The organism is Klebsiella sp. CN_Kp073 (assembly GCF_040065495.2).
GTDB classification, from domain to species: domain Bacteria; phylum Pseudomonadota; class Gammaproteobacteria; order Enterobacterales; family Enterobacteriaceae; genus Klebsiella; species Klebsiella aerogenes.
Genome location: NZ_CM198051.1, coordinates 4,290,130 through 4,309,198, shown reverse-complemented (window position 1 = coordinate 4,309,198; position 19,069 = coordinate 4,290,130). Strand labels below are relative to the sequence as shown.

Sequence of the window (19,069 nt, the reverse complement as noted above, 5' to 3'; positions counted from 1 at the left end):
ATACTTCTTTACACCACGCAGAGCTTTATTCACAAGCTTCTGCTTGACCTTCCCGTTGCGGGAGGGTTTAAGCTTAAATATTCACCAGCAGAATAAAAGGATGTGAAAATGCAACGTCGTGAGTTTATCAAATTAGGCGCCGCGCTTGGCGCGGTCAGCGCCTTACCGCTCTGGAGCCGTTCGGTATTCGCTGCCGGCCGTCCGGCTTTGCCGGTTCCGGATTTATTGACCGCTGACGCGCGCAATCGCATTACGCTGACGATTCAAGCCGGAAAGACGCAGTTTGGCCCGCATCTTGCGACGACCTGGGGCTATAACGGCAACCTCCTCGGGCCCGCGTTGAAGCTGAAGCAAGGTGAAGCGGTGACGGTAGATATTCACAACCGCCTGGCGGAGGAGACCACGGTCCACTGGCACGGGCTGGAAGTGCCAGGCGAAGTCGATGGCGGTCCGCAGGGCGTCATCGCCGCAGGAGCCTCAAGGACGGTGAGTTTTACGCCGACGCAGCGAGCGGCGACCTGCTGGTTCCATCCTCATCAGCATGGTAAAACCGGCCGTCAGGTTGCCATGGGGCTGGCGGGTTTGGTGCTGATTGAAGATGTCGAAAGTGGACAATTACTGCTGCCGAAGCAGTGGGGAATCGATGATGTTCCGGTGATCGTGCAGGACAAAAGATTCAATGCCAATGGCGAAATAGATTATCAGCTCGATATCATGAGCGCCGCCGTTGGCTGGTTTGGCGATACCCTGTTGACGAACGGCGCGCTGTATCCCGAACACGCTCCGCCGCGCGGTTGGTTACGCCTGCGTCTACTTAATGGCTGTAATGCCCGCTCGTTGAATTTCGCTACCAGCGATCGCCGCCCAATGTACGTAATAGCAAGCGACGGCGGCCTGTTGGCGGAACCGGTCAAAGTGAGCGAACTGCCGGTGCTGATGGGCGAGCGCTTTGAGGTTTTAATTGATACCCGCGACGGGAAGGCATTTGATCTCCTGACGATGCCGGTGAGCCAAATGGGGATGGCGATTGCGCCATTTGATAAGCCGCAGCCGGTGCTCCGTATACAGCCGCTATTGATCCCGGCCTCCGGTAAGTTACCCGATACTTTGGCCGCGATACCCGCGCTGCCGTCACTGGAGGGGCTGACGCAGCGCACGCTGCAGCTGTCGATGGATCCTATGCTCGACATGATGGGTATGCAGGCGCTAATGAAGAAATATGGCGACCAGGCGATGTCCGGTATGAATCATGGAATGATGGGGCATGGCGACATGAACAATATGGGAAATATGAATCATGGTGAAATGAAGAATATGAACCATGGCGGTGGCATGGGACATGGCGCTTCATCAGACAAGGGTTTTGATTTCCATAGCGCCAACCGCATCAATGGCAAGGCCTTTGATATGAATGTGCCGATGTTTGCCGCGGCCAGGGGGCAGTACGAGCGCTGGCTGATCTCCGGTAAGGGCGACATGATGCTGCATCCTTTCCATATTCATGGCACGCAATTCCGTATTCTGAGTGAAAATGGCCAGGCGCCGGCGGCGCATCGGCGCGGCTGGAAGGATACGGTAAGAGTGGAGGGCGGGGTGAGCGAAGTGCTGGTGAAGTTCGATCATCAGGCGCCAAAGGAGTTCGCCTATATGGCGCACTGTCATCTGCTGGAGCATGAAGATACCGGGATGATGTTGGGATTCACCGTGTAGGACTGTACAGCCTGCCGCCCACTCCCATGGGGAGAGGGGCAAAAAAAACGGCAACTTTCGTTGCCGTTTTGCGTTTTACTTCGCGTCATCCGGTAACGCGTAGGCAACGATGTAGTCGCCCATTTTCGTACCGAACGAGCCATGACCGCCGGCAGAGATGACAACGTACTGCTTGCCATTCACTTCATAGGTCATCGGCGTCGCCTGGCCACCTGCCGGCAGACGCGCCTGCCACAGTTTTTCGCCATTGCTCATGTTGTAAGCGCGCAGATAGTTATCGGCGGTGGCGGCGATAAACAGCACGTTACCGGCGGTGGAGATCGGACCGCCCAGCATCGGCATACCCATATTGAACGGAAGCGGGACAGGCAGCGGGAACGGCAGACTATCCTGCGGCGTACCGATGCGTTTTTTCCACACCACTTCGTTGGTCTTCAGATCCAGCGCCGAGATATAACCCCATGCCGGTTGTTTACACGGCAGGCCAAACGGCGACAGGAACGGGTTCAGCGTAACGCCGAACGGCACGCCATACTGCGGCTGAACGCCAGACTCGGTACCGGAGCCTTTCGCGTCTTTTGGCGGTTCCATCGGGTTGCCCGGGCCGCGTGGGATCAGTTTAGAGACGAACGGCAGCGCCATCGGGTTGGCGATAGCCACCTGACGGTTAGGATCGACGGAGATGCCGCCCCACTCAAACATCCCCAGGTTACCCGGGAATACCAGCGTGCCCTGTTCGGACGGCGGCGTGAAGATACCTTCATAGCGCATCTGATGGAATATAACGCGGCACACCAGCTGGTCAAACATGGTGGCGCCCCACATATCCGCGCCGGTCAGGTCTTTCTTCGGACGGAAGCTCAGCTCGGAGAACGGCTGGGTTTTAGCAACGTAATCGCCTTTCGCCGCACCCTGCGGAACCGGTTTTTCCGGCGCCGGGACCACCAGTTCGCCATTACGACGATCCAGCACGAAGATGTTGCCGGTTTTGGCCGGAGCGTAAATCACCGGTACGCTTTTACCGTTCACATCAATGTCGGCCAATGTCGGCTGCGACGGCATATCCATATCCCACAGATCGTGGTGTACGGTTTGGTAGCTCCACGCCAGTTTACCGGTGGTTGCGTTCAGCGCCACGATAGAGCTGGCGTAACGTTCCTGTTCCGGTGTGCGGTTGCCGCCCCAGATATCCGGCGTGGTAACGCCCATCGGCAGATAGACTAAATCCAGCTTCGCGTCATAGGCGGCAGGCGCCCAGGAGTTAGGTGAATTGAGCGTGAAGTGATGCTCATCGCTCGGGATCGCATTAGGGTCTTTCGCACCCGGGTCGAAGGCCCACAGCAGTTTACCGGTATTCACATCAAAGCCGCGGATCACGCCTGATGGCTCGCGGGTGGAGAAGTTATCGGTTACCGCGCCGGCAATGACGATAGTCTTGTCGGTGATAATCGGCGGCGACGTCGGTTCATACATGCCCGGCGTGGTCACCGGCATGTTGGTCTGCAGGTTGAGAATGCCTTTATTAGCAAAGGTTTCGCACAGCTTACCGTTGTCGGCGTTCACCGCGAACAGACGGCCATCGTTGACCGGCAGAATAATACGGCGCGGGCAGTCGGCGACGACGTCGGCAGGGGCGTTATCCGCCTTCGCTTCATGATAGGAGACGCCACGGCAGGTCACGTGCTGGAACGACGGATCGGCGTTCAGCTGCGGGTCAAAATGCCACTTCTCTTTACCGGTGGCCGCGTCAAGCGCGAACAGACGCTGGTGCGCGGTACACAGATACAGCGTGTCGCCAACTTTAATCGGCGTCACTTCGTTAGTGATTTCACCCGGATCGTTCGGCTGCTTCAGGTCGCCGGTGCGGAATACCCAGGCTTCCTTCAGGTTCTTCACGTTGTCGGCGTTAATCTGTTTCAGCGGCGAATAACGCTGGCCTTCCTGGTTACGGCCATAGGCCGGCCAGTCGCTATCGGCGACGGTAGAAATCGGCGCGGCAGGCGTCGCGTCAGCGCTCAGCGTACCGTTCACCTCCTGCGGGTCGTTGAAACCGGCCCAGGTCAGGATCCCGCCGCTAATCAACAGGGCGATAATCAGACCGCCCACGGCGCCAGCGGAGGGTACCGGCAGGCGACGCCAGACAAATGGCAGAATCAGCCAAATGCCGAAGAAGACCAGGATGTCGCTGCGCGGCGTCAGCGCCCAGAAGTCGAAGCCGACTTCCCATACCCCCCAAATCATGGTTGCCAGCAACAGGGCGGCATACAGCCACAGCGCTGCGCGCTTGCCGCGGAACAGCATGACGGTGACGGCCAGCATCACCAGGCCTGCGATAGGGTAGTACCAGGAACCGCCGATAGCGGCCAGCCATACCCCACCGATTAACAGATACAGGCCACAGAAGGCGGCAAACAGCGCCGTCAGCGTGACAAGTAACCGTGATTGTTGAGATTTTGTTTCTGCCATAGAAAGACACTCTTCAGTTGTTAATTTTTTAACTGCAATTAATTATAGGATTTAACAACTGTGATCGGAATCACAAATATGGCTTTATTATTCACTGCACCGAAGATTTCGTTTTGCTGGTATACTGTATCGCTTGCCGGTCAACGTCGGTGTGAAAGCAGCGGCTTTGAAGATTTATCATAAGAATCAAATGGTTAGTTTAATGAAACATACTGTAGAAGTGATGATCCCGGAAGCCGAGATCAAAGCGCGTATCGCCGAACTGGGTCGTCAAATTAATGAACGCTACAAAGACAGCGGCAGCGAAATGGTGCTGGTGGGTCTGTTGCGCGGTTCATTTATGTTTATGGCTGACCTGTGCCGTGAGGTTCAGGTGCCGCATGAAGTCGACTTTATGACCGCCTCCAGCTATGGCAGCGGCATGTCCACCACCCGTGATGTCAAAATCCTTAAAGACCTGGATGAAGACATTCGCGGTAAGGACGTACTGATCGTCGAAGACATCATCGATTCCGGCAACACCCTGTCTAAAGTGCGCGAAATCCTCAGCCTGCGCGAGCCGAAATCGCTGGCTATCTGTACGCTGCTGGATAAACCAAGCCGTCGTGAAGTGAACGTCCCGGTTGAGTTTGTCGGTTTTGCCATTCCGGATGAGTTCGTGGTGGGCTACGGCATCGACTATGCTCAGCGCTATCGCCACCTGCCGTACGTCGGTAAAGTGATCCTGCTGGACGAGTAATTATTGTTGCGGTCCCGGATAGGGTGAACGCCTTATCCGGGGCGGTGAGCGCGGCGGCTATTTATGGTTGGCGTGCTTGCTCTTGAGATTGGAAATCCCGTGGCGATAGCGCTGCTCGAGGGTTTCCCGGCTGACGGCGGTGACATCAAGATCGCGCAGCAGTCCGTCGTGAATACCATAAGCCCAGCCGTGGATCGTCACCTTTTGGCCACGTTTCCACGCCGACTGCATGATCGTCGAGTGTCCCAGGTTGTATACCTGCTCCATCACGTTCAGTTCGCAAAGCGTATCCAGACGCCGATCTTCCGGCATCTCACCGAGCAGCGAGCTGTGTTTAAACCAGATATCGCGAATGTGCAGCAGCCAGTTATCAATGAGCCCCAGCTCCGGGTTCTCGACCGCCGCCTGTACGCCGCCACAGCCGTAGTGGCCGCAGATAATAATGTGTTCGACTTCCAGCACGTCAACGGCGTATTGCACCACCGACAGGCAGTTCAGGTCGGTATGGATCACCAGATTGGCGACGTTACGGTGTACGAATAATTCACCGGGTTCCAGGCCGGTTAAGCGCTCCGCGGGGACGCGGCTATCGGAGCAGCCAATCCACAGAAAGCGCGGTTTCTGCGCCTGCGACAATTTCGCAAAGAAGCCGGGGTCCTCTTCCACCAGCATTTTTGACCATAGTGCATTATTGCTGATGAGTGTATCTATATCATTCATGGACGTTTACGGCCTGTAACCAAGTAAGTGCGTTGCGCTAATATAGGGTAAGCTCACCTTTTTGAAAACAACCTTTACCCGTCATACTTCATGCTGCAGGTGCGTTGGCTGCACTCGTTCACCCCAGTCACTTACTTATGTAAGCTCCTGGGGATTCGCTCATTTGCCGCCTTCCTGCAACATGAATTATTTGGGTAAATTAGGTTTGAAGACACGAGAAGAGATATTTAATGACCATTGCTCTGGAATTAAAACAGCTCAAGAAAACCTATCCCGGCGGGGTTCAGGCGCTGAAAGGCATCGACCTGCAGGTTGAAGCCGGCGACTTTTATGCGCTGCTGGGCCCTAACGGCGCGGGGAAATCCACGACTATCGGCATCATTAGTTCGCTGGTTAATAAAACCTCCGGCCAGGTTAACGTATTTGGCTACGACCTGGAAAAAGATGTGGTGAACGCCAAGCGCCAGTTAGGGCTGGTGCCGCAGGAGTTCAACTTCAACCCATTCGAAACCGTACAGCAGATCGTGGTTAACCAGGCGGGTTACTATGGCGTTGAGCGTAAAGAAGCAATTTTGCGTAGCGAAAAGTATCTGAAACAGCTCGATCTGTGGGAAAAGCGCAATGAACGCGCGCGTATGCTCTCCGGCGGGATGAAGCGCCGCCTGATGATTGCCCGCGCGCTGATGCATGAGCCGAAGCTGCTCATTCTTGATGAGCCCACAGCTGGCGTTGATATCGAACTACGTCGCTCGATGTGGGGTTTCCTCAAAGATCTTAACGATAAAGGCACCACCATTATCCTCACGACCCACTATCTGGAAGAGGCGGAAATGCTGTGTCGTAATATCGGCATTATCCAGAGCGGCGAGCTGGTGGAAAACACCTCAATGAAGGCGCTGCTGGCTAAGCTGAAATCGGAAACCTTTATCCTCGATCTAGCGCCGAAAAGCCCGCTGCCAACCCTCGACGGGTATCAGTACCGGCTGGTTGATACCTCGACGCTGGAAGTTGAAGTGTTGCGCGAGCAGGGGATTAACAGCGTTTTCGCCCAGCTAAGCGCCCAGGGCGTGCAGGTATTAAGTATGCGTAACAAGGCCAACCGTCTGGAAGAGTTGTTTGTCACGCTGGTGCACGACAAAAAAGGAGAATCAGCATGATGCAGCTTTACTGGGTCGCGCTGAAAAGCATCTGGACCAAAGAGATTCACCGGTTTATGCGTATCTGGGTTCAGACGCTGGTACCGCCGGTGATCACCATGACCCTCTATTTCGTCATCTTTGGCAACCTGATCGGCTCGCGGATCGGCGAGATGCACGGTTTTACCTACATGCAGTTTATCGTGCCGGGGCTGATTATGATGGCGGTGATCACCAACGCCTACGCCAACGTCGCCTCGTCGTTCTTTAGCGCCAAGTTCCAGCGCAATATTGAGGAACTGCTGGTGGCGCCGGTGCCAACCCACGTGGTGATCGCCGGTTACGTCGGCGGCGGGGTGGCGCGCGGGCTGTGTGTCGGCATTCTGGTGACGGCTATCTCGCTGTTCTTCGTCCCGTTCCAGGTTCATTCCTGGCTGTTTGTCGCCCTGACGCTGATTTTGACGGCAATTCTGTTCTCGCTGGCGGGCCTGCTCAATGCGGTGTTTGCGAAAACCTTCGACGATATCAGCCTGATCCCGACTTTCGTGCTGACGCCGTTGACTTACCTTGGCGGGGTGTTCTATTCGTTGACGCTGCTGCCGCCGTTCTGGCAAGCGCTGTCGCATCTCAACCCCATCGTCTACATGATTAGCGGCTTCCGTTTTGGTTTCCTCGGCATTCATGACGTCCCGCTAGCGACCACCTTTGGCGTACTGGTGGTGTTCATCGTGGTCTTCTATATTCTGTGCTGGTACCTGATCCAGCGCGGGCGCGGCCTGCGTAGCTAACCTCTCTACAAGCGCCCCCGCTAATTTCACTTTGCCGGGGCGCTATGCGGTAATTTTTGATACCCATCACCCTACCTCAACGCTTGCCCTGCTAAATTGTTTGCCTGCTAAGGAGGTAGGCGATGTTAGGTTGGGTAATTACCTGCCATGATGAGCTGGCGCAGGAGATGCTGGATCGTCTGGAGAAAAAGTTTGGCCCGCTGGCGCAATGCCGGGCGGTGAATTACTGGCGTAATCTGAGCGTCAATATGCTGAGCCGCATGATGTGCGACGCGCTGCATGCCACAGACTGCGGCGATGGGGTGATTTTTCTCACCGATAAAACCGGTGCCGCGCCGTATCGCGCCGCCGCGCTGATGAGCCACAAGCATACTCACTGTGAAGTCATTTCCGGCATTCGCTATCCATTGCTGGAAGAAATGTATTTACAGCGCTATACCCTCAGCAGCGACGCCTTCCGTAATGCTATTGTTAGCGCTGGAGGCCCCACGGTGAGCAGCCTGTGGCATCAGCAGCAAAAAAATCCGCCTTTTCGTCTCCTGCATGACACGTTCGGAAATTAGGCATTAGCATTGATGCCGCTTTTGTTACAATGGCGGCATTCAGGTTTACCGGTTCGATGCGCATGTTTGCCCGAGTCATAACACTATTCCTTTTGCTGACGTCAGTCAGCGTTTCCGCCAGCCTGCTCAGCCAACAGGGCGTCCCCGCACGCTATATGCAAATCACGGAAGATGCCGATATCTGGGCGCAGGTCGGCAACCATGTAGTGAGCGTCGGCAACGTTCGCGCCGGGCAAATCCTTGCCGTGGTACCGACTACCGCAGACTATTACGAATTCAATTTTGGTTTCGGTACCGGCTTTATTGATAAAGGGCACCTGGGGCCGGTGCAGGGCGCAAAGCGGGTTGAGGATAACCTGGGCGATTTACACCAGCCATTGAGCAACCAGAACCTGCTGACCTGGAAAGATACGCCGGTTTACGATGCGCCGTCAGCGGGCAGCCCGCCGTTTGGCACATTAGCCAATAACCTGCGCTATCCCATTATCAGCAAGCTGAAAGACCGTCTTAATCAGACCTGGTATCAAATTCGTATCGGCAACCGGCTGGCGTGGGTAAGCAGCCTGGACGCGCAGGAAGATAACGGCATTCCGGTACTGACTTATCACCATATTCTGCGTGATGAAGAAAATAGCCGTTTCCGCCATACCTCGACCACCACCTCGGTGCGCGCTTTCAGTAACCAGATGACCTGGCTGCGTGACCAGGGCTATACCACGCTGACGATGTATCAACTGGAAGGGTATTTACGTAACAAGGTTAATCTGCCTGCGCGCTCGGTGGTGATTACCTTTGATGACGGCCTCAAGTCGGTGAATCGCTACGCTTATCCGATCCTCAAGCAGTACGGATTCCACGCTACGGCATTTATTATCTCATCGCGGATCAAACGTCATCCGCAAAAGTGGGATCCGAAATCGCTGCAGTTTATGAGTATCTCTGAGCTCAGACAGATTCAGGACGTGTTTGATGTGCAGTCGCATACCCATTTTCTGCACCGGGTCGATGCCGCCCGTCACCCGATATTACTTAGCCGGAATTACCACAATATTCTCTTTGATTTCGAGCGTTCACGGCGGGCGCTGAGCCAGTTTAATCCACACGTGCTGTATCTTTCGTATCCGTTCGGCGGCTATAACGCCACGGCGGTCAAAGCGGCGAACGATGCCGGTTTTCATCTGGCGGTAACGACGGTGAGAGGGAAGGTGAAACCGGGGGATAATCCGTTCTTGCTGAAGCGGTTGTATATCTTACGCACCGATTCGCTGGAGACGATGTCGCGGCTTATCAGCAACCAGCCGCAGGGATAAAACGGCGCTGCGGCTGAGCGCAGCGCCGTAAGAATCAGGCGACCTGCACTGGGATGGCTTTCGCCAGGCGCTTCATTTCGTTATCGCCTTCGAAATAGGCCACTTTCGGCTGCCAGGTGCGGGCTTCTTCGTCAGACATGGTCACGAAGCTGGCGATAATGAGGATATCGCCGACGCTAGCGCAGTGCGCCGCAGCGCCGTTGACGGAGATAATCTTCGAACCACGCTCGGCGGCGATCGCATAAGTCGAGAAACGGTTTCCGTTGGTCACGTTCCACAGATGAATGGCTTCATTTTCCAGAATACCGGCCGCTTCGAGGAAATCCTGGTCAATAGCGCAGGATCCTTCGTAATGCAGGTCAGCCTGCGTGACTTTAACGCGGTGGAGCTTGCCCTGCAGCATATTACGCATCATAACTTCTACCTTCCAACCTTTAAGTAGCAAAGCGGACACGGCATCCGCTTTGAGAAAATAACCCGATTTTTCGTTCCGGACTACTGGCCCAGCTCGACGATTTTGTTATCAATCAGACGCGCCTGGCCCAGCCATGCCGCCATCAGGATCACCGCGCGTTTGCTGGCATCCGTGAGCTCCAGCAGGGTGTCGGCATCGCGGATCTGGATATCGTCGGCGCGAAAACCTGATTCGTTGAGCTCCTGCTCGGCGATGGCGATGATTTCCTCAAGATGACGTTCGCCCGCGGCAAGTTTTTCCGCCACCGAGCTCAGCACTTTATACAGACCCGGGGCGATTTTACGCTGCTCGGCGGTCAGATAACCATTACGCGAACTCAGCGCCAGGCCGTCTTTCGCGCGGATAATCGGCACGCCGACGATCTCGATGTCATAACCCATATCGGCGACCATTTTGCGGATCAGCGCCAACTGCTGGAAATCTTTCTCGCCGAAGCAGGCGACATCCGGCTGCACCAGGTTGAACAGCTTGCTGACAATGGTCGAGACACCGCGGAAGTGGCCAGGGCGGCTGGCGCCTTCCAGCATGGTCGACAGGCCCGGGACATCAACGAAGGTTTGCCCTTCGGTACCCTGCGGATAAATTTCCGCCGGCGCCGGAGCAAAGACAAAATCGACCTTGCGCTTGTTCAGCTTTTCGCAATCTTCCTGCAGGGTACGCGGATAGCGCGCCAGATCGTCCGGGCGGTCAAATTGCATGGGATTCACGAAGATACTGACCACCACGACATCCGCGCAGGCTTTGGCTTCATCAACCAGCTTCATATGACCATCGTGCAGGTTGCCCATGGTGGGAACCAGCGCAATGCGCTTGCCTTCCTGGCGTAAACGACGGATATGCTGGCGCAGCAGCGGCAGGGTTTCAATTATCAGCACAACAAGACTCCTTAATGGAAACTATGTTCTTCGCCCGGATAGGTCCCGGATTCGACTTCGGCAATATACTGCCGTACCGCGGCGCGGATGTCGCCCGCTTCTGCGAGGAAATTTTTCGCGAATTTAGGAATGTGGCCGCCGGTGATCCCGAAAGCGTCATGCATCACCAGGATTTGCCCGTCGGTCACGTTGCCTGCGCCGATGCCGATAACCGGGATCGTCAGCGCTTCGGTAATGCGTTTTGCCAGCTCTACCGGCACGCACTCCAGCACCAGCAGCTGGGCGCCGGCGGCTTCCAGGGCTAATGCGTCATCAAACAGCGCCTGCGCCGCATCGCCGCGACCTTGTACTTTATAGCCGCCGAACACGTTCACCGATTGCGGCGTCAGACCGAGGTGACCGCAAACCGGTACCGCGCGCTCCGCCAGCATCCTGACGGTATCAGCCAGCCAGGCGCCGCCTTCGAGCTTGACCATATTGGCGCCGGCGCGCATCACGACGGCGGCATTTTCGAAGGTTTGTTCCGGCGTGGCGTAGGCCATAAATGGCAGGTCGGCGAGCAGCAGGCTGTTCGGCGCGCCACGGCGCACCGCGCGGGTGTGGTAAGCGATATCGTCAACGGTCACCGGCAGCGTGGAGTCGTGGCCCTGTACCGTCATCCCCAGCGAATCGCCCACCAGCAGGACGTTAATGCCTTCATCGGCAAAAAGCTTAGCGAAGCTGTAGTCGTAGGCGGTGATAGTGGCGAAGCGCTTTTTCTCCTGTTTGCATTTCTGCAGCAGGGCAATGGTGGTCGGTTTCATAACGTTTCCTGATGATGAAAGTCATATTAACCGGCATTCTAACAGCAGCATTCAGGGGGGCAATGATTTTGGGCAACCGATTACCACTATCGCCGGAAATGCTAAAAAAGGGAGTAGGGGTTACCAGAGAGCGGGTTTTTCGGCGCCCAGATTTTCCAGCGCGGCGCGAAGGGCGAGGCCATCGGGGAAGTGAAGCTGTGGGGCGATTTCAAACAGCGGCCAGAGCATAAAACCGCGATTTTTCATATCGTAGTGCGGCACCGTCAGACGCTCGCTGTTAATGACCGCATCGCCGAATAGCATAATGTCGAGGTCCAGCGTTCGCGGTCCCCAGCGTTCGGCTTTCCGCTCCCGTCCCTGCTGCAGTTCGATGCGCTGAGTGTGATCGAGCAGCGCTTCCGGCGCGAGCGCGGTTTCAAGCGCAACGGCGGCATTGAGATAGTCGGGCTGATCCTGCGGCCCCAGCGGCGGCGTACGGTACAGCGAAGACACGCTCGCCACGCGGCTGTCCGGAATGTCGGCCAGCGCGCGGATAGCCGCATTCACCTGTTCGAGCGGCGAAGCGAGATTACTGCCAATGGCGATATAGACCAGGGTCATGCGTTACCCTGACGCGGCGCGCGTTTCCGCGGGCGGCGATGGCGGCGGCGCGGAGCCGGATCGTCGCCGAGGTCGTTGAGCATATCTTTCTGTTCCGGCGGCGCGGCTACCTGGAACTCGCCCCACCATTTGGTCAGGCGCTGCAGTTCGTGGTTGTTCTCGGCGCCTGCGCGCAGTTCAAGCAGATCATAGGCGGCGCGGAACTTCGGATGCTCCATAAGTTTCCACGCGCGTTTGCCCTGACGGCGGGACATACGAAGCTGCAGCTGCCAGATATCGCGCACCAGGGTGGTGATGCGTTTAGGAATCGCCAGCGTCCGGCAGGCTTCATCCAGCACGTCATTCATTGCCAGCGCGAAGGCGTCGTAATAGGCCAGCCCGCTCTCCTGCGCGATTTTCTGCGCCATTTCCAGCAGCGGATACCAGAACATGACCGCGAACAGGAATGCCGGGTTAACGCGCATGTCGTTATGCAGGCGGTTATCGGTATTCTTCAGCACCTGAATGATGATGCGTTCCATCGGGCTATCGCCGCGCTCGGTAAAGTAGCGGGTGATCGTCGGGAACAGCGGCTGGAACAGGCTGTATTCGCGCAGCAGCTGGTAGGTTTCATAACCATAACCCGCCTGCAGTAGTTTCAGCACTTCTTCAAACAGACGCGCCGGGGGGACGTCGTGAAGAAGGGTGGCCAGACGCGGAATTGGCTCGGCGCTTTCGGCGCTGATGCGCATATGGAGTTTGGCGGCGAAACGTACCGCGCGCAGCATGCGCACCGGATCTTCACGGTAACGGGTTTCCGGGTCGCCAATCAGGCGAATCACCCCTTCCTGCAGATCGCGCATTCCACCAACGTAGTCGCGTACGGTGAAGTCCGCCACGCTGTAATAAAGGCTGTTGATGGTGAAGTCGCGGCGCTGGGCATCCTCTTCGATAGAACCGAAGATGTTATCGCGCAGCAGCATGCCGTTCTGGCCGCGCTGGGAGGTGACGCGGTCGTTAGTGTGGCCTTCGTGATGGCCGCGGAAGGTGGCGACCTCAATGATTTCCGGCCCGAACATCACGTGCGCCAGGCGGAAACGACGGCCAACCAGGCGGCAGTTGCGGAACAGCTTACGTACCTGGTCCGGGGTCGCGCTGGTGGTGACGTCAAAATCTTTTGGCTTCTTGCCCAGCAGCAGGTCGCGAACGCCGCCGCCGACCAGGTAAGCTTCGTAGCCCGCCTTGTTCAGTCGATAGAGCACCTTGAGCGCGTTTTCACTGATATCTTTGCGGGAAATTGCATGCTGTTCACGCGGGATCACCGTCATATGCGTTTGTTCGACGGCGGCAGCCTCTGCCTCGCGCTCTTCACGGCTTAGCACCTTGCGGCAAAAATTAGCGACTCGGGTAAAAATGGTGCACCTCGTAGTGTCAGACGAACTTCGGATAAAACATTACTCTATGGGCTTCAGGTTGCATTTAAACGGCAAATTCAGGGGCAACCTGAAGGGCGACGAGCAAAAATAGCGGCTAATCATAGCTCAGCGGGAGCCATTTGAGAATGCTGGATTTTTGCAGGTTGCCAGTTGGCTACCGCTTGTTTGAGTAAATCTTCAATACTCAGCGCTTGCCAATCCTCGATGACATCCTGATTCAAAAATGTTAATGCCCGCACAATTTCCGGGCGCGGATCGCCCTCCGGCAGGGACGGGGCGTGGTTTTGTTTTGAGAGCTTATTACCTTCGGCGTTCAGCGCCAGCGGCAGGTGCACGTAGTCTGGCACAGGCCAGCCAAAGTGCTGATACAATGAAATTTGTCGTACCGTTGGCTCGATGAGATCGGCGCCGCGGACGATTTCGCTGACCCCCTGAAAATGGTCGTCAACCACTACCGCCAGGTTATAGGCGAACAGCCCGTCGCGACGATGGATGATGAAATCTTCCCGCGCTAGCGGTTCGTCGGCGACGATGGTTCCGCGCAACCGATCGTAAAATTCCAGTACCGGACGGGTCTGACGCAGGCGCAGCGCGGCATTTTCGCCGCCAAGGCGCAAATCGCGACAGTGGCCGTCGTAGATCCCGCCGACGCTATGAATGCGCGCGCGGGTGCAGGTGCAGTAGTAGCAGAGATCCCGATCGCGCAGCCAGGCGAGGCGCTCGCGATAGGCTTCGTGCCGCTGGGATTGCCACAGTACCTCGCCGTCCCAGTGCAGGCCGTAGCGATCGAGCTGTCGCAAAATAGTGTCGGCGGCGCCGGGAACTTCCCGCGGCGGGTCGATATCTTCAATGCGTACGCGCCAGATACCGCCTTTCGCCCGCGCCTGTAGATAGCTGCCGAGGGCGGCGATTAATGAGCCGAAGTGGAGTTCGCCGGAAGGTGAGGGAGCAAAGCGCCCGATATAGTCTGAGTCGGTCATGTTAAACACAAGGGGAATCAGGCGGGAGAAACTCCCGCCAGAGAGTGAGGTAGCTGGGAATTAACCCGCCATCTGTTTTTCGCGAATTTCCGCCAGCGTCTTGCAGTCGATGCACAGGTCAGCTGTTGGACGCGCTTCCAGACGGCGAATGCCAATCTCCACGCCACAGGATTCGCAGAAGCCGAAGTCTTCGTCTTCGACTTTTTTCAGTGTTTTCTCAATCTTCTTGATGAGTTTACGTTCGCGGTCGCGGTTACGCAGCTCCAGGCTGAACTCTTCTTCCTGCGCGGCACGGTCGACCGGGTCCGGGAAGTTAGCTGCTTCATCCTGCATATGCGTTACGGTGCGATCCACTTCATCCCTGAGTTGATTACGCCATGCTTCAAGAATGCGCTTGAAGTGCGCCAGCTGGGCTTCGTTCATATACTCTTCGCCCGGCTTCTCTTGGTACGGCTCCACCCCAGCGATGGCGAGAATACTCAGGGACGATGTTTTACGGTTTTGCCCTTCTTGCATGTTGCTTCTCCTTAACACGCACTATCGATCCCCATGTGGGGGAAAAATCAGGCCGCTATAAATAGCAGATGCTTTTCCGGATAGCAATTATCTAAACGTTACACTTGACAACGCTGTGAAGAAAAGCGTATTTGCGCTCGCGAACCGGACACAATTTAGCCTTTTAATTACCGGGGGTTAACGCCACGGCAATCGGCTTATTCAGAGTCATCATTTTGGTAGAAAGTTCCGCTTTCCAGGCGAGAATTTCTACCCCCTTTTCCTGCGCCTCTATCAACAGCTGTGCGTATTTGGCATCAATATGATGCGCGGGTGAGAAACGGTCTATCGCCGAATGCAGCACGGCGAATAAAATCACGGCCCGATGGCCCGCGGCCGCGACGCTCATGAGTTCCCGCAGGTGCTTCTGACCGCGTGCGGTAACGGCATCGGGAAAATAACCGTACTCTTTTTCCGCCAACGTAACCGATTTCACTTCAATATAGCAGTTACGGCGGCCTTCTGCCTGTAACATAAGGTCGATTCGGCTATTTTCTTCGCCATATTTTACTTCGCTTTTCAGAATGTTATACCCGGCAAGCTCAGGGATATTTCCGGCGAGTACCGCCTCTTTCGCGAGGGTATTGGCCCGCAGCGTGTTGACGCAGATGACCGCGCCCTGTTGGGTTTCAGTTAATTCCCAGGTATGCGCATATTTACGTTTAGGATTATCGGAAGTGGAATACCAGACGGTATCGCCCGGCGCGGCGCAGCCGGTCATGGCGCCAGTATTCGGGCAGTGCAGCGTCAGCTCCTGGCCCTCCGGCGTGACGACATCGGCCAGAAACCGTTTGTAACGTTTAATTAAAGTGGCGGACTGCAAAGGCGGAGTGAACAGCATCAGAGTTCCCTGGTAAATGGATAACGTTCCAGCACGTTGTAGCGGGTGCGTCCGCGGAGAAAGCTGGACTCATAAAGCACAAATTCGTTGATCGGCACCTGCCAGCAAAAACCCGGCGGCGGGATTGGCACCGCGTGGCGGGCGTCGCGCAGGAGGGTGATATGCGGATGAAACGGCTGCGGGCTTTGATAGCAGCCGCTGCGCGCTGCCTGAGCGCGCAGCATATTTGCCAGCTGCAGCATGCCGCGCGGCGGCTGGCGGGTACCGAGCCACACTACGCGCGAACGCAGCCACTGGCCGGCGTCGTCGAGCGTCAGGGTAAATGGCGGTTGTTGAATGCGTCCGGCCATTGCCGACAGCGCGCGCTGTTTTTCAGCGCTGACGTCGCCGAGAAACGCCAGCGTCAGATGTAGGTTATCGGCGGCGACCGGCCTTCCGGCATCGTCGGCAAAATGGGCGGCGCGCCAGTGAATAATCTGTTTCTGTATCGCTTTCGGCAGTTCAAGAGCGAAAAACAGCCGTTTCGGCTCGGACATGATAGAGACTCGGTAATGAATTACGGGGATGCTACAATGCTTGCCCTCGAATGTTAACCTCCGGAGCCTTTCGTGTCCTCATTGCCGGTTGCCGCAATTCTTCCCGAACTTCTTTCCGCCCTGCAGCAGGCGCCGCAGGTGCTGCTTAACGCGCCTACCGGCGCGGGTAAATCAACCTGGCTGCCGCTACAGATCCTCGCCGATGGCAACATTGATGGCCGGATTATTCTGCTGGAGCCGCGGCGGCTGGCGGCGCGTAACGTCGCTCAGCGTCTGGCGGAGCTGCTGGGAGAAAAACCGGGAGAAACGGTAGGCTACCGGATGCGCGCCGAAAGCTGCGTTGGGCCAAATACCCGTCTGGAAGTGGTTACTGAAGGGATCCTAACCCGCACTCTGCAGCACGATCCGGAACTTTCCGGCGTGGGGCTGGTGATCCTCGATGAATTTCATGAACGAAGCCTGCAGGCCGACCTGGCGCTGGCGTTGTTGTTGGACGTTCAGCAGGGGCTGCGTGACGATCTCAAGTTATTGATCATGTCGGCGACCTTGGATAACGATCGTCTGCAGCGCCTGTTGCCGGAAGCGCCGGTGGTAGTTTCCGAAGGGCGTGCATTCCCGGTTGAACGTCGCTTTACGCCGCTGGCGAGCCATCAGCGTTTTGCCGAAGCGGTAGCGATCGCCGCCGCGGATCTGCTGCGTGAGGAGCAGGGATCGATGCTGTTGTTCCTGCCGGGCGTTGGCGAAATTCAGCGCGTACAGGAACAATTAAGCGAGCGCGTAGCCAGCGATGTGCTGTTATGCCCGCTGTACGGCGCGCTGCCGCTGAGCGAACAGCGCAAAGCGATTCTCCCGGCGCCCGCCGGGATGCGCAAAGTGGTGCTGGCGACCAATATCGCTGAAACCAGTTTGACGATCGAAGGCATTCGCCTGGTGGTCGACAGTGCTCAGGAGCGGGTCGCGCGCTTCGATCCGCGCACCGGCCTGACCCGGCTAATCACCCAGCGGATAAGCCAGGCGTCAATGACCCAGCGCGCCGGTCGCGCCGGGCGTCTGGAGCCGGGGATCTGCCTGCATCTGCTGGCGAAAGAGCAGGCGGAGCGCGCGGCGGCGCAGAGCGATCCGGAAATTCTGCAAAGCGATCTATCGGCTCTGCTGCTGGAGTTGCTGCAGTGGGGCTGCCGCGATCCGGCCGAGCTTCGCTGGCTGGACCTACCGCCGGCGATCAATCTGGCGGCGGCGCGGCGTCTGTTGACGGCGCTATCGGCGCTGGAGGGCGAACGCCTTTCGGCTCACGGGCGCCAAATGGCGGCGCTGGGTAACGACCCGCGTCTGGCAGCCATGCTGACGGCGGCCGATTCCGCGGATGACGCGGCGACGGCGGCGAAACTGGCGGCTATTCTTGAGGAGCCGCCGCGCGGCGGCAATAGTGACTTAGGCGCCGCGTTTGCGCGCCAGCAGGGCAACTGGCAGCAGCGGGCGCAGCAGTTATTGAAGCGGCTGGCCAGCCGCGGCGGTCAGCCTGATGCTGAGCGGATGGCGGCGTTGCTGGCCCCAGCGTTTGCTGACCGGATCGCCCGTCGACGCGGCCAGGAAGGGCGCTATCAGTTGGCTAACGGCATGGGGGCGATGCTGGATGCCGATGACGCGCTCGGCCGTCACGAATGGCTAATTGCGCCGCTGCTACTACAGGGCAGTTCGGCGCCAGATGCGCGAATTTTGCTGGCGCTGCCGCTGGATATTGACCAACTGGTGGCGCAGCGTCCTGAGCTGATACAACGCTCCGATACCGTGGAGTGGGATGAAGCGCAGGGGACGCTAAAAGCCTGGCGGCGTAGCTGCATTGGCCAGCTGGTGATAAAAACTCAGCCGTTGGCGAAACCGTCGGAGGCGGAGCTGCACCAGGCGATGCTCAACGGAATCCGCGATAAGGGGCTCGGGGTATTGAACTGGACGCCGGAGGCTGAACAACTGCGCCTGCGGCTGCACTGCGCCGCGCAGTGGCTGCCGGAAGCGGACTGGCCCGCCGTTGATGACGCATCGCTGTTAGCTTCGCTGGAGGCGTGGCTGTTGCCGCAGATGACCGGGGTGCATTCGCTTCGGGCGCTCAAGGCGGTAGACCTGCGACAGGCGCTGCAAAACTGGCTGCCGTGGACGTTACGCCAGAAGCTGGATAGCGAGCTGCCGACCCATTACACGGTGCCGACCGGCAGCCGTATCGCTATTCGCTATCATGAAGATAACCCGCCGGCGCTGGCGGTACGGATGCAGGAGATGTTTGGCGAGGCGACGACGCCGCGCATTGCCGAAGGGCGGGTTCCCCTGGTGCTGGAATTACTTTCGCCGGCGCAGCGACCGTTACAAATTACCCGCGATTTGAGCGCCTTCTGGCAAGGGGCGTACCGCGAGGTGCAAAAAGAGATGAAAGGACGCTATCCGAAACATGTCTGGCCGGATGACCCGGCGAATACCGCGCCGACCCGGCGGACGAAAAAATACTCCTGAGGCGCCGCGCCCTTGCTGTGGGCGCGGTTCTGAAAATCGGCGGCCTGAGTCACAC

Annotated in this window: 19 protein-coding genes; 8 read left to right on the top strand and 11 right to left on the bottom strand. The window is 57.3% G+C overall.

Annotation, left to right across the window (positions count from 1 at the left end):
* Nucleotides 1–108: 108 nt before the first annotated feature.
* Complete coding sequence (gene cueO, locus ABLV66_RS20845; RefSeq protein WP_063413997.1) at nucleotides 109–1,710, top strand: multicopper oxidase CueO; 1,602 nt, start codon at nucleotides 109–111, stop codon at nucleotides 1,708–1,710.
* A gap of 75 nt (nucleotides 1,711–1,785) precedes the next feature.
* On the opposite strand, the gene ABLV66_RS20840 is transcribed toward cueO, so the two are convergent.
* Entirely contained in the window at nucleotides 1,786–4,176 is a 2,391-nt protein-coding gene (locus ABLV66_RS20840; RefSeq protein WP_320482652.1) for a glucose/quinate/shikimate family membrane-bound PQQ-dependent dehydrogenase, read from the bottom strand.
* Nucleotides 4,177–4,254: 78 nt separating this feature from the next.
* On the opposite strand from ABLV66_RS20840, the gene ABLV66_RS20835 reads away from it, so the two are divergent.
* Complete coding sequence (locus ABLV66_RS20835) at nucleotides 4,255–4,359, top strand: hypothetical protein (RefSeq protein WP_161801955.1); 105 nt, start codon at nucleotides 4,255–4,257, stop codon at nucleotides 4,357–4,359.
* Between the two features lie 19 nt (nucleotides 4,360–4,378).
* On the top strand, nucleotides 4,379–4,915 hold the full coding sequence (gene hpt, locus ABLV66_RS20830; protein WP_015368206.1) for a hypoxanthine phosphoribosyltransferase: 537 nt from the start codon (nucleotides 4,379–4,381) through the stop codon (nucleotides 4,913–4,915).
* Between the two features lie 57 nt (nucleotides 4,916–4,972).
* On the opposite strand, the gene can is transcribed toward hpt, so the two are convergent.
* The gene (can, locus tag ABLV66_RS20825; protein WP_045390077.1) at nucleotides 4,973–5,635 is read right to left on the bottom strand and encodes a carbonate dehydratase; all 663 of its coding nucleotides are present in this window, start codon (nucleotides 5,633–5,635) and stop codon (nucleotides 4,973–4,975) included.
* A gap of 230 nt (nucleotides 5,636–5,865) precedes the next feature.
* On the opposite strand from can, the gene ABLV66_RS20820 reads away from it, so the two are divergent.
* From ABLV66_RS20820 to ABLV66_RS20805, 4 genes are all read left to right on the top strand, one after another.
* A complete protein-coding gene (locus ABLV66_RS20820) occupies nucleotides 5,866–6,792 on the top strand; it encodes an ABC transporter ATP-binding protein (RefSeq protein ID WP_015368204.1) in 927 nt (308 codons plus the stop codon).
* Nucleotides 6,789–7,559: an ABC transporter permease gene (locus ABLV66_RS20815; protein ID WP_045390083.1), complete on the top strand. Its 771-nt coding sequence runs from the start codon at nucleotides 6,789–6,791 to the stop codon at nucleotides 7,557–7,559. The genes ABLV66_RS20820 and ABLV66_RS20815 overlap by 4 nt, the downstream gene beginning before the upstream one ends.
* Nucleotides 7,560–7,681: 122 nt before the next feature.
* Complete coding sequence (locus ABLV66_RS20810; protein WP_015368202.1) at nucleotides 7,682–8,122, top strand: PTS sugar transporter subunit IIA; 441 nt, start codon at nucleotides 7,682–7,684, stop codon at nucleotides 8,120–8,122.
* 56 nt (nucleotides 8,123–8,178) lie between these two features.
* A complete protein-coding gene (locus tag ABLV66_RS20805; protein ID WP_045390088.1) occupies nucleotides 8,179–9,432 on the top strand; it encodes a polysaccharide deacetylase family protein in 1,254 nt (417 codons plus the stop codon).
* A 34-nt stretch (nucleotides 9,433–9,466) separates the two neighbouring features.
* Here ABLV66_RS20805 and panD read toward each other — a convergent pair whose 3' ends face one another.
* From panD to thpR, 9 genes are all read right to left on the bottom strand, one after another.
* Nucleotides 9,467–9,847, bottom strand: coding sequence for an aspartate 1-decarboxylase (gene panD, locus ABLV66_RS20800; RefSeq protein ID WP_049061440.1), 381 nt, complete (start codon nucleotides 9,845–9,847; stop codon nucleotides 9,467–9,469).
* Nucleotides 9,848–9,927: 80 nt separating this feature from the next.
* On the bottom strand, nucleotides 9,928–10,782 hold the full coding sequence (gene panC, locus ABLV66_RS20795) for a pantoate--beta-alanine ligase (protein WP_045390090.1): 855 nt from the start codon (nucleotides 10,780–10,782) through the stop codon (nucleotides 9,928–9,930).
* A gap of 11 nt (nucleotides 10,783–10,793) precedes the next feature.
* Nucleotides 10,794–11,585, bottom strand: coding sequence for a 3-methyl-2-oxobutanoate hydroxymethyltransferase (gene panB, locus ABLV66_RS20790; RefSeq protein WP_047042642.1), 792 nt, complete (start codon nucleotides 11,583–11,585; stop codon nucleotides 10,794–10,796).
* Between the two features lie 120 nt (nucleotides 11,586–11,705).
* Nucleotides 11,706–12,185 carry a 2-amino-4-hydroxy-6-hydroxymethyldihydropteridine diphosphokinase gene (folK, locus tag ABLV66_RS20785; protein ID WP_045390092.1) on the bottom strand — a complete coding sequence of 160 codons (480 nt, stop codon included), beginning with the start codon at nucleotides 12,183–12,185 and terminating at the stop codon, nucleotides 11,706–11,708.
* Entirely contained in the window at nucleotides 12,182–13,579 is a 1,398-nt protein-coding gene (gene pcnB / locus ABLV66_RS20780; protein ID WP_072056452.1) for a polynucleotide adenylyltransferase PcnB, read from the bottom strand. The genes folK and pcnB overlap by 4 nt, the downstream gene beginning before the upstream one ends.
* Before the next feature lie 119 nt (nucleotides 13,580–13,698).
* Nucleotides 13,699–14,580 carry a tRNA glutamyl-Q(34) synthetase GluQRS gene (gluQRS, locus tag ABLV66_RS20775; protein WP_348877021.1) on the bottom strand — a complete coding sequence of 294 codons (882 nt, stop codon included), beginning with the start codon at nucleotides 14,578–14,580 and terminating at the stop codon, nucleotides 13,699–13,701.
* A gap of 60 nt (nucleotides 14,581–14,640) precedes the next feature.
* The gene (gene dksA / locus ABLV66_RS20770) at nucleotides 14,641–15,096 is read right to left on the bottom strand and encodes an RNA polymerase-binding protein DksA (protein WP_007373199.1); all 456 of its coding nucleotides are present in this window, start codon (nucleotides 15,094–15,096) and stop codon (nucleotides 14,641–14,643) included.
* Nucleotides 15,097–15,259: 163 nt separating this feature from the next.
* Nucleotides 15,260–15,976 (bottom strand): DNA/RNA nuclease SfsA, encoded by a 717-nt coding sequence (sfsA, locus tag ABLV66_RS20765; protein WP_045390098.1) that lies wholly within the window; start codon nucleotides 15,974–15,976, stop codon nucleotides 15,260–15,262.
* A complete protein-coding gene (gene thpR, locus ABLV66_RS20760; RefSeq protein ID WP_047042632.1) occupies nucleotides 15,976–16,512 on the bottom strand; it encodes an RNA 2',3'-cyclic phosphodiesterase in 537 nt (178 codons plus the stop codon). The genes sfsA and thpR overlap by 1 nt, the downstream gene beginning before the upstream one ends.
* Nucleotides 16,513–16,584: 72 nt before the next feature.
* Here thpR and hrpB point away from each other — a divergent pair, with 72 nt between their 5' ends.
* Nucleotides 16,585–19,014 (top strand): ATP-dependent helicase HrpB, encoded by a 2,430-nt coding sequence (gene hrpB, locus ABLV66_RS20755; protein WP_348877020.1) that lies wholly within the window; start codon nucleotides 16,585–16,587, stop codon nucleotides 19,012–19,014.
* Nucleotides 19,015–19,069: the final 55 nt, after the last annotated feature.